This window comes from Nocardiopsis protaetiae (assembly GCF_045446735.1).
Taxonomy (GTDB): Bacteria; Actinomycetota; Actinomycetes; order Streptosporangiales; family Streptosporangiaceae; genus Nocardiopsis; species Nocardiopsis protaetiae.
Window position 1 is genome coordinate 19,214 of record NZ_JBJJBV010000068.1, and the last position, 9,465, is coordinate 28,678.

Consider the following 9,465-nt stretch of genomic DNA (forward strand, 5'->3'; position numbering starts at 1 on the left):
GCTCCTTGCTTCCCATGTGCTCCTCAGCCTCAGCCGCGGTGGGCGGGTGGCCGGATGCGGCCAGGTGGGGACGGGGTACCTGCGGCGGGTGGGGCGAGTACAGCGGGCGCGACGTGGGGTTCGTCGACTTCTGCGGCAAACATCCACATATGACTCAGAGATCATGAATGTTGACAGAACGTGGTGATCTCTTCTGCAATGTCGCCACCGTGTCCGATCGCCTCACCCCCGCTCACGGAGGCATCCCGTGGAGACCACCCGTTTCCCGTCCCCCCGGCGCGCCCGCATCCCCTCGGGCGTCCGCCGCACCCTCGTCCCCCTGACCGTCGCCGCCCTCATGCTCGGCACCCTGGCCGCCGGGAGCGCCACCGCCGAACCCGAGTACGACCTGTACGTCGTGGACGGCGCGAGCACCCCGCAGGACCGCACCGCCATCGCCTCGACCGGCGCCGCCATCGACCAGGTGGCGGCCGACGAGGTCCTGGTCACCGCCACCCCCGACGACGCGGCCCGGATCGCCGCGCTCGGCTTCGGGGTGGAGGTGCTGGAGGTCCCCGAGCCGTTCGCCAACCCCGATCCCGGCTACACCACCTACCCCGAGCTGCTGGACTTCGTCGACAAGGTGGTCGCCGACCACCCCGACCTGGCCGCCTCCTCCGTCATCGGCACCTCGCACGAGGGCCGCGACATCATCGCGGTCAAGATCAGCGACAACGCGGCGACCGACGAGGACGAGCCCGAGGTGCTGTTCACGCACTCCCAGCACGCCCGCGAGCACCTGACCGTCGAGATGGCCGTGTACCTGCTGGACCTGCTCACCGACGGGTACGGCACCGACGAGCGCGTCACCGGGCTGGTCGACGAGCGCGAGATCTGGATCGTCCCCAACGTCAACCCGGACGGCTCCGAGTACGACATGGCCGGCAGCACCTGGCGGGACTGGCGCAAGAACCGCCAGCCCAACTCCGGGACCTCGGCGGTCGGCACCGACCTCAACCGCAACTGGGACTACAACTGGGGCTGCTGCGGCGGCTCCTCCGGCAGCCCGAGCAGCATCACCTACCGCGGCCCGGCCCCCGAGTCGGCCCCCGAGGTGCAGGTCATCGCCGACTTCGTGCGGAGCCGGGTGGTCGGCGGCGAGCAGCAGATCACCGCCGCCATCGACTTCCACACCTACAGCGAGCTCATCCTGTGGCCGTTCGGCTACACCTACGACGAGGTCGCCCCCGGGATGACCCGCGAGGAGTACGACACCCACGCGGCGCTGGGCACCCACATGGCCGACGCCAACGGGTACACGCCCCAGCAGTCCAGCGACCTGTACATCACCGACGGGTCCATCAACGACTGGCTGTGGGGCGACCAGCGCATCGTGAACTTCACGTACGAGATGTACCCGCGCTCGGCCTGGGACGGCGGCTTCTACCCGCCCTCCTCGGTGATCGAGCGGGAGACCGCGCGCAACCGGGAGGCCGTGCTGCGGCTGCTCGACTACGCCGACTGCCCGTACCGGATCATCGGTGAGGAGGAGGCCTACTGCGGCTGACCGCCGCCCCGCCTGTTCCCGCCCCGCCGAGAACACGTGGACGGCCCCTCCCCCTGAGCCGGCCGCAGGGGGAGGGGCCGTTGTTCACCGCGGACCAGAGGGTGCAGGAGAGTTCCGTCCGCGGCGGCCTGTGGGAGCGATGGCGCCCATGAGGGTGGTGGTGGGCGACGGGTGGGCGAAGCGGAGGCCCGAAGCAAACAGGGTCGGCTACGCGCCGGGGACCGGCTCGAACTCCTTGACCGCGTTGATCGCCGGCCCGTGCGGGGTGTTGGCCTCGCGCTCGATCATGACCTCGACCAGCACCGGCCGGGAGGTGGCCTTGGCCTCCTTGCGGGCCCACTCCAGGGCGTCGCGGATCTCCCCCGGCTCCCAGACGCGGCGGCCCGCGCAGCCATACGCCTCCATGAGCTTGACGTTGTCGGTGCCGTACTCGTCGTAGTGGATGTCCACCTGGAAGTTCATCTCGTAGGGGATGGACGCCTGGCGGATCAGGCCCAGGTACTCGTTGTTGAGCATGATGATGACGTAGGGAACGTTGTACTGGGCGGCGACCGCCAGTTCCTCCACCATGTACTGGAACCCGTAGTCGCCGACGATGCCGACGACCTCCGCGTCCGGCTCGGTCTCCTTCAGCGCCTTCTTGACGCCGATGGCCGCGGGGATCTCCCAGCCCAGCGGTCCCGCCTGGCCGCAGATCTGGTAGCGGCGCGGCTTGTACGCCTTCTGGTGCTGGCCGCCCCAGATCTGGTACAGGCCGATCGCGGTGACGAAGTAGGTGTCCTCGTCGAACACCTCGTTGATCTCCTTGTAGACCCGCGGCGCCTTGACCGGAACGGTGTCGAAGTCCTCGCGCCGGGTCAGGGTGGCCTTCAGCTCGCCGACCCGCTCGACCCAGCCCCCGACCTCGGCCCGGGCGTCGCGCCGCCTGGCGGCGGCCAGCAGCTCGCGCAGGAAGAGGCGGGCGTCGGAGACCACGCCCAGGTCGGGCTCGAAGACCCGGCCGATCTGGGTGGCCTCGATGTCGACGTGGATGAACTTGCGCTCGCCGCGGTAGACGTCGATCTGCCCGGTGTGCCGGTCGGCGAAGCGCGCGCCCACGGCCAGGACCAGGTCCGACTCCAGGAACGAGGCGTTGCCGTACCGCTGGGAGGTCTGCACGCCGGTCATGCCCGCGTACAGCGGGGAGTCCTCGTCGAAGGAGCCCTTGCCCATCAGGGTGACCTGGACCGGGACGCGCAGGTACTCGGCGAGTTCGCGCAGCTCCTGGGAGGCCTCGGCCAGGATGATGCCGCCGCCGGCCAGGATGAGCGGGCGCTCGGCCGCCAGCAGCAGGTCCAGGGCCTTCTCGACCCGGGGCAGGTGGGGCTCGACGGTGTTGACCTTGAGCGGGGCGTCCAGCTCGGGGTCGTAGTCGATGATCTGCTGGGCGACGTCGACGGGGATGTCGATGAGGACGGGGCCCGGGCGGCCCTCGCGGGCGATCCGGAACGCCTCGCGGAAGATCCACGGGGCGGTCGCCGCCTCCTTGATCTGCACCGCCCACTTGGTGACGGGCTTGGCGATCTCGACGATGTCGACGGCCTGGAAGCCCTCCTTGTCCAGCAGGTCGGTGCGCTGCTGGCCGGTGATGCAGACGATCGGGATGGAGTCGGCGATCGCGGTGTACAGGCCGGTGATCATGTTGGTCCCGGCGGGGCCGGAGGTGCCGATCGCCACGCCGACCTTGCCGGTGGTGCGCGACCAGCCGTCGGCCATGTGGGTGGCGCCCTCCTCGTGGCGGACGGTCAGGTGCTCGATCCCGCCGACGTCCTCCAGGGCTTTGTACAGGGGCAGGATGGCGGCGCCGGGGCAGCCGAAGGCGGTGTCGACGCCCTCGTCCTTCAGGACCTCGACGACCGCGTTCATCGCAGGCATCCGTGTCATGGCTGTTCCTTCAGTGCTAGGGAGGAAGGTTTCGGGGGCGGGCCGGGCCCGGCGGGTCCCGCGGTGCGGCCAACACGCGCGATCGCCGGGGCGGCCCGGGGCGGCTCAAGGGCGGAGTGCTCTGCTCCGCCGCGCCGCCCGAAAGCGGCCGCTACTGCTCGCGGCCGGAGAGCTGCTCGACGATCTTCAGCAGCGCGGAGTGGTCGAGCCCGCCGTGGCCCTGCTGCTTGAGGGCGGCCACGTACTGGGCAACCTGGGAGCCGAGCGGGATCGCCACCCCGGCGGCGTGCGCGGAGTCGGTGACGATGCGCATGTCCTTGTCGTGCAGGGCGATCCGGAAGCCGGGGGCGAAGTCGCGCTCGCGCATGACCTTGCCCTTGCGCTGGAGCACGGTGCTGCCCGCGAGCCCGCCGCCCAGGACCTCAAGGCCGGCCTCGGTGTCCACGCCGTGGGCCTCCAGGAAGACCAGGGCCTCGGCCAGCAGCTGGATGTTGCCGGCGACGATGAGCTGGTTGGCGGCCTTGACGGTCTGCCCGGCGCCGCTGGGGCCGACCAGGACCGGGGTGGTGCCCAGGACGTCGAAGAGCGGGCGGGCCGCCTCGAAGTCCTCGCGGGCGCCGCCGACCATGATGGACAGCTTGGCCTCGATGGCCCCGGCCTCGCCGCCGCTGACCGGCGCGTCCAGGACCCGGAACCCGCGCTCGGCGCCGGCGGCGGCCACGGAGCGGGAGACGTCGGGGCGGATGGTGCTCATGTCGATGATGAGCGTGCCGGGCTTGGCGTTCTCGAACACGCCGCCCTCGCCGAGCAGCAGCGCCTCGACGTCCGGGGAGTCGGGGACCATCGTGATGACGGCGTCGGCGTCGGCGATCGCTCCGGCGACGCTGCCGCCGCGCAGGCCGCCCTCGGCGACGAGGGCGTCCACGCGCTCGGGGGTGAGGTTGTGGCCGGTGACGGTGTAGCCGGCGCGGACGAGGTTGACGGCCATGGGCAGGCCCATGATGCCGAGTCCGATGAAGGCGACCTTGCGAATGGACACGGGATGTCCCTTCCTGTTGTTCGTGGCTGTGGGTGCGGCGGGTGCGCGGGTCAGCGCAGGAAGCCGAAGCTCTGATCGGTGGGGACGGTGGGCTTGTACTCCAGGCCCACCAGGCCCTGGTATCCGCCCTTCTGGGCGGCGGTGAGGAGGTCGTCGATCGGCAGGTCGCCGGTGCCGGGCTCGCCGCGGCCGGGGGCGTCGGCGATCTGGACGTGCCCGAACTCGGCGGCGTGGTCGCGGACCACGGCGGCGACGTCGTCGCCGTTGGCGGCCAGGTGGTACAGGTCGGCGAGCAGGGCGACGTTGTCGGCCCCGGCCGCCCGGACCTTGGCGACGAAGTCGAGGCCGTCGCGGGCGGTCTTGAGCGGGTAGTCCTCGGCGCCGCTGAGCGGCTCGACGAGGACGGTGCCGCCGACCCGGGCGACCGCCTCGGCGGCGGCGACGGTGTTCTCCAGGGCCAGGCGGTCCTGCTCGGCGGGGTCGACCCCGGCCTGGCGCAGGCCGTACAGGGCGTTGAACCCGGTGGTGCCGGTGCGCTCGGCGATCGCGGTGACGACGTCGAGGTTGGCGCGGAACTCGGCGGAGCGCGCGGGCTGGGAGAGCACGCCCCGGTCGGGCCCGGGCAGGGCGCCGGCGAAGAAGTTGAGGCCGGTCAGGCGCACGCCCGCGGTGTCGATGGCGGCGATGAACGCGTCGACGTCCTCGCGGGGCGGGGTGGCGCTCTCGAAGGGCCACCAGAACTCGACGGCGTCGAACCCGGCGTCGCGGACGGCCTGGGGGCGCTCGTTGAGGGGCAGCTCGGTGAAGAGCATGGAGCAGTTCACCGTGTACCCGAGGGTGTGGCTCATGCGCGGCCTCCGTCATGATTTCCACATTGTGGAAGTTACTTTTCGCCTTGAGGAATGATTTGAGTGTGCGCCGGGTCGCCGCGCTTGTCAACACCCCCTCCCGCCGCAGGCCGCCGCGATCCACCCCGGACCGGCCCCCTCCGCCCCACCGGCCCCTCGACCCGCAGGCGCCTCCGCACGTTCGGCGGATCTTTTCCGCACGTCATGAATCCGCGTGTTTTTCGCCGAAAGCCCCTTGCCAGTGTTGACAAGGTCACACTCCCATCAACTAGAGTCCCTCCAATCCGTAATACGGAATCGCATGTCTGCACTATGAAAGCCCGGCCTAGGCCGGGCCACGGGAGAACCCATGCCCGAAAGCACCTCGGCGGCGCCGGACACCCGGCCCGACCAGGGTCTGGACCGGCTCAACGCCCTCTCCGAGGGGGAGCTGCGCACCGAACTCGCGCAGTGCCTGGACATCGAGCGCTGGGTGCTGGCCGTCGCGGCCGCCGCCCCCTACGCCGACCGCTCCGCCCTCCTCGACACGGCCGACGCCCACGCCCGCGAGATCACGGCCGACGAGGTCGCCTCCGCACTGGCCCGCCACCCCCGCATCGGGGAGAAGGCCCAGGGGAAGGACACCGAGGCGGCCTGGTCGCGCGGCGAGCAGTCCGCGTTCGCCGCCGACACCGACGACGCCGCCGTCCGCGTCCAGCGGATCTTCCAGTACGCCCAGCGGGAGTACGAGGAGCGGTTCGGGCAGATCTACCTGGTCTGCGCCAGCGGCCGAGGCCCCCGCGACCTGCTGGCCGACCTGGTCGGACGGCTCGCCAACGACCGCGACACCGAACTGGCCGTCGTGGGCGGCGAACTGCGCAAGATAGCCGCCCTGCGCCTGGTCAAACTCCTGGAGGCCACCGCATGAGCCACGTCACCACGCACGTCCTGGACGCCGCGCTCGGCCGCCCCGCGGCCGGCGTCCCCGTCCGCCTGGAGGTCGCGGCCGACCCCGTCCGCGCCTCCTGGGAGACCGTCGCCGAGGGCGTGACCGACGCCGACGGGCGGATCGGCGACCTGGGACCCGAGCGGCTCGTCGCCGGGTTCCACCGGATCACCTTCGACACCGCCACCTATTTCGAGGCGTCGGGGCAGCAGGGCTTCTACCCCGAGGTCACCATCGTGTTCGACCTCGCGGACGAGGACGCGCACTACCACGTGCCGCTGCTGCTCAGCCCGTTCGCCTACTCGACCTACCGGGGTTCTTAGCCACGGCACACGCGGGTCCGCGGCTCACGGACCCGACGGCCGGCCCCGGTGACGGATACCGACCAGCAACAGAGGGGACACACCTCAGGACACGGCGACACGCAGGATCACAGACTCAGGGTGCGTGATAGGTCCTTCCGCATGACCAGCGGTCCTCCCTCGTACGCACAGCGTTCACAACGCGAACGACGAAGACTTATCCACACGGATGGAGTTCACCCTGATGGGCATCAGACTCGGAGACAACCAGTACGGCAAGGCCGAGGTACGCCTCGTCCACGTCGACCGCCAGACCGACGTCCACCGGATCAAGGACGTCAACGTCACCTCCCAGCTGCGCGGCGACCTGGAGGACGTGCACACCGTCGGCGACAACGCCAAGTGCCTGCCGACCGACACCCAGAAGAACACGGTCTACGCCAAGGCCCGCGAGTGGGGCGGCGTCGGCGCCGTCGAGGACTTCGCGCTGCGCCTGGCCCGCCACTTCGTGGACGAGCACGAGTACGTGCACGGCGCCCGGCAGGAGATCGAGGAGTACTCCTGGGAGCGCATCGTCACCTCCGGCGGCCCCCACGACCACTCCTTCGTGCGCAACGGCGCCGAGACCCGCACCACCGTCGTCACCAAGGACGGCAACCGCGAGTGGGTCGTCTCCGGCTTCACCGGCCTGACCGTGCTCAAGTCCACCGGCTCGGAGTTCCACGGGTACCCCAAGACCCGGTACACCACGCTCCCGGAGACCACGGACCGCATCCTGGCCACCGACGTCACCGCCCGCTGGCGCTACGTCGGCACCGACCACGACTTCGACAAGGCCTACGCGTCCATCCGCGCGCTGTGCCTGGAGGCGTTCGCGAACACGCACAGCCTCGCCCTCCAGCAGACCCTCTTCCAGATGGGCTCCGCCGTCCTGGAGGCGCACCCCGAGGTCGCCGAGATCCGCTTCTCGATGCCCAACAAGCACCACTTCCTGGTGGACCTGTCGCCGTTCGGCCTGGACAACCCCAACGAGGTGTTCTTCGCCGCGGACCGCCCCTACGGCAAGATCGAGGCCGTCGTCGAGCGCGACGACGCCCCCGAGCCGGGCGACGCGTGGAAGACCGTCCCGGGCTTCGTCTGATCCCCGCCTGACCACCGGGGCCCGACGTGCGGCCGGGCCCCGGCCGTCCCCCGGTCCGAGGTGACCCCTCGCCTGCCCGCCGCGCAGCGGGCTGCCCGCCTTCGCCGTGCCCGGAAACGGGCCGCGGGGCGGCGCGATTCGTCGGGCGCACGAGCCCGAGAGACCGACCACCCCCCGTGGTCACCCGAACAAAGGCTGGAAACTGGCCATGTCGAACAGTCCGTCCGCGAAGGACTCGGCCACAACGAACGCCACCCTCACCCCGCGCCCCGAGGACGAGAAACTGCCGCCCCGGCTGCTGCTCGTCTACGGGATCCAGCACATCCTCACCATGTACGCCGGGGCCGTCGCCCCGGCCCTCGTCATCGGCGCCGCCGCCGGACTCGCGAACGACCCCGCCTCCATGGGGATACTCGTCAGCGGCGCGCTGCTGGTGGCGGGGATCGCCACCCTCCTCCAGACCGTCGGGCACCGCCGGATCGGCGCCCAGATGCCGATCGTGGTCGCCGCCTCCTTCGTCCCGGTCAGCGCCATCACCACCCTGGCCGCGGGCCACAACGGCGAGAACCTGCCGGTGGCGTTCGGCGCCTCGCTGGCCGCCGGCGCCTTCGCCCTGTGCCTGACCCCGTTCTTCGGGCAGCTCATCCGCTTCTTCCCGCCGATCGTCACCGGCACCATCATCACCGTCATCGGGATCAGCCTGATGCCGGTGGCGGCCCGGTGGATCATGGACGGCGGCGTCCACACCGGCGAGGACGGCACGTCCGTCCCGGCCGCGCCCCTGGCCAACCTGGCCCTGGCCGGGATCACGCTCGCCGTCATCCTCGTCGGCTCCCGGGTGCTGCCCGGGATCTGGGGGCGGCTGTCCATCCTGCTCGGCATGCTGGTGGGCACCCTGGTGGCGCTGCCCCTGGGCATGGCCGACTTCAGCAGGGTCGGCGAGGCCGACATCGTGTTCAACCCGGCCTCGGTGTTCTACTTCGGCCCCCCGCAGTTCCAGCCCGCCGCGATCGCGACGATGTGCGTGATCATGCTGGTGGTGCTCACCGAGGGCGCCTCGCACATCATCGCCGTCGGCGAGATCACCGGGTCGAAGGTGGACGCCAAGCGCATCTCGGCGGGCCTGCGCGCCGACGTGAGCGGGTCGATCATCGGCCCGATCTTCAACTCCACCCCGACCAGCTCGTTCGCCCAGAACATCGGGCTGCTGGCGCTGACCGGCATCCGCAGCCGCTACGTGGTGGCGGTCGGCGCGGGCATCCTCATCCTGCTGGGGATGTTCCCGATCCTGGGCGGCGTGATGGCCGCCCTGCCCGCCCCGGTCCTGGGCGGCGCCGGCCTGGTGCTGTTCGGCAGCGTGGCCGCCAGCGGCGTCAAGACGCTGGCCAAGGTGGACTTCACCCGCAACCTCAACCTGGTGCTGGTGGCCGCCTCGGTGGGGATCGCGGTCATCCCGCTGGCCTACCCGACGTTCTACGCGTTCCTGCCCGCGTCCGTCGAGATGATCGCCCACTCCGGCATCATCGGCGCCGCGGTGACGGCGATCCTGCTCAACGTCTGCTTCAACGTCATCGGCGGCGGCGCCCAGGAGGCCCCGGCGGCGATCGACACCCGGGAGATCGGCTCGGCCGGACCGGGCGAGGCCAAGTACACCGACCAGGCGGGGGCCGCCTACCGCGAGGAGGACCCCGACCGGGCCTGAACCGGCTCACCCCGGAACCGGTCCGGTTCCCCGCGGCGG

At 71.1% G+C, this 9,465-nt stretch carries 8 protein-coding genes; 5 read left to right on the forward strand and 3 right to left on the reverse strand.

Annotation, left to right across the window (positions count from 1 at the left end):
- The first annotated feature begins 337 nt into the window (after positions 1–337).
- Entirely contained in the window at positions 338–1,546 is a 1,209-nt protein-coding gene (locus ACJOT3_RS13085) for a M14 family metallopeptidase (protein WP_406972372.1), read from the forward strand.
- 207 nt (positions 1,547–1,753) lie between these two features.
- Here the strand turns inward: ACJOT3_RS13085 and gcl are convergent, their stop codons facing one another.
- The 3 genes from gcl to ACJOT3_RS13100 form a co-directional block, all read right to left on the reverse strand.
- Positions 1,754–3,469: a glyoxylate carboligase gene (gene gcl, locus ACJOT3_RS13090; RefSeq protein WP_406972356.1), complete on the reverse strand. Its 1,716-nt coding sequence runs from the start codon at positions 3,467–3,469 to the stop codon at positions 1,754–1,756.
- A gap of 151 nt (positions 3,470–3,620) precedes the next feature.
- Positions 3,621–4,508, reverse strand: a complete 888-nt coding sequence (locus ACJOT3_RS13095; RefSeq protein ID WP_406972358.1) for a 2-hydroxy-3-oxopropionate reductase — start codon at positions 4,506–4,508, stop codon at positions 3,621–3,623.
- A gap of 50 nt (positions 4,509–4,558) precedes the next feature.
- Positions 4,559–5,356, reverse strand: coding sequence for a hydroxypyruvate isomerase family protein (locus ACJOT3_RS13100; protein WP_406972360.1), 798 nt, complete (start codon positions 5,354–5,356; stop codon positions 4,559–4,561).
- Positions 5,357–5,705: 349 nt separating this feature from the next.
- On the opposite strand from ACJOT3_RS13100, the gene uraD reads away from it, so the two are divergent.
- The 4 genes from uraD (at position 5,706) to ACJOT3_RS13120 (ending at position 9,426) form a co-directional block, all read left to right on the forward strand.
- Positions 5,706–6,263, forward strand: coding sequence for a 2-oxo-4-hydroxy-4-carboxy-5-ureidoimidazoline decarboxylase (uraD, locus tag ACJOT3_RS13105; RefSeq protein WP_406972362.1), 558 nt, complete (start codon positions 5,706–5,708; stop codon positions 6,261–6,263).
- Positions 6,260–6,604 (forward strand): hydroxyisourate hydrolase, encoded by a 345-nt coding sequence (uraH, locus tag ACJOT3_RS13110; RefSeq protein WP_406972364.1) that lies wholly within the window; start codon positions 6,260–6,262, stop codon positions 6,602–6,604. The genes uraD and uraH overlap by 4 nt, the downstream gene beginning before the upstream one ends.
- A gap of 223 nt (positions 6,605–6,827) precedes the next feature.
- The gene (pucL, locus tag ACJOT3_RS13115) at positions 6,828–7,724 is read left to right on the forward strand and encodes a factor-independent urate hydroxylase (protein ID WP_406972366.1); all 897 of its coding nucleotides are present in this window, start codon (positions 6,828–6,830) and stop codon (positions 7,722–7,724) included.
- Between the two features lie 208 nt (positions 7,725–7,932).
- Positions 7,933–9,426 (forward strand): nucleobase:cation symporter-2 family protein, encoded by a 1,494-nt coding sequence (locus ACJOT3_RS13120; RefSeq protein ID WP_406972368.1) that lies wholly within the window; start codon positions 7,933–7,935, stop codon positions 9,424–9,426.
- Positions 9,427–9,465: the final 39 nt, after the last annotated feature.

Bases quoted from the DNA above. Each gene is read 5' to 3' on its own strand.
- uraH (WP_406972364.1), top strand. From the start codon at position 6,260: ATGAGCCACGTCACCACGCACGTCCTGGACGCCGCGCTCGGCCGCCCC.
- gcl (WP_406972356.1), bottom strand. From the start codon at position 3,469: ATGACACGGATGCCTGCGATGAACGCGGTCGTCGAGGTCCTGAAGGAC.
- ACJOT3_RS13120 (WP_406972368.1), top strand. From the start codon at position 7,933: ATGTCGAACAGTCCGTCCGCGAAGGACTCGGCCACAACGAACGCCACC.
- uraD (WP_406972362.1), top strand. From the start codon at position 5,706: ATGCCCGAAAGCACCTCGGCGGCGCCGGACACCCGGCCCGACCAGGGT.
- ACJOT3_RS13100 (WP_406972360.1), bottom strand. From the start codon at position 5,356: ATGAGCCACACCCTCGGGTACACGGTGAACTGCTCCATGCTCTTCACC.
- pucL (WP_406972366.1), top strand. From the start codon at position 6,828: ATGGGCATCAGACTCGGAGACAACCAGTACGGCAAGGCCGAGGTACGC.
- ACJOT3_RS13085 (WP_406972372.1), top strand. From the start codon at position 338: ATGCTCGGCACCCTGGCCGCCGGGAGCGCCACCGCCGAACCCGAGTAC.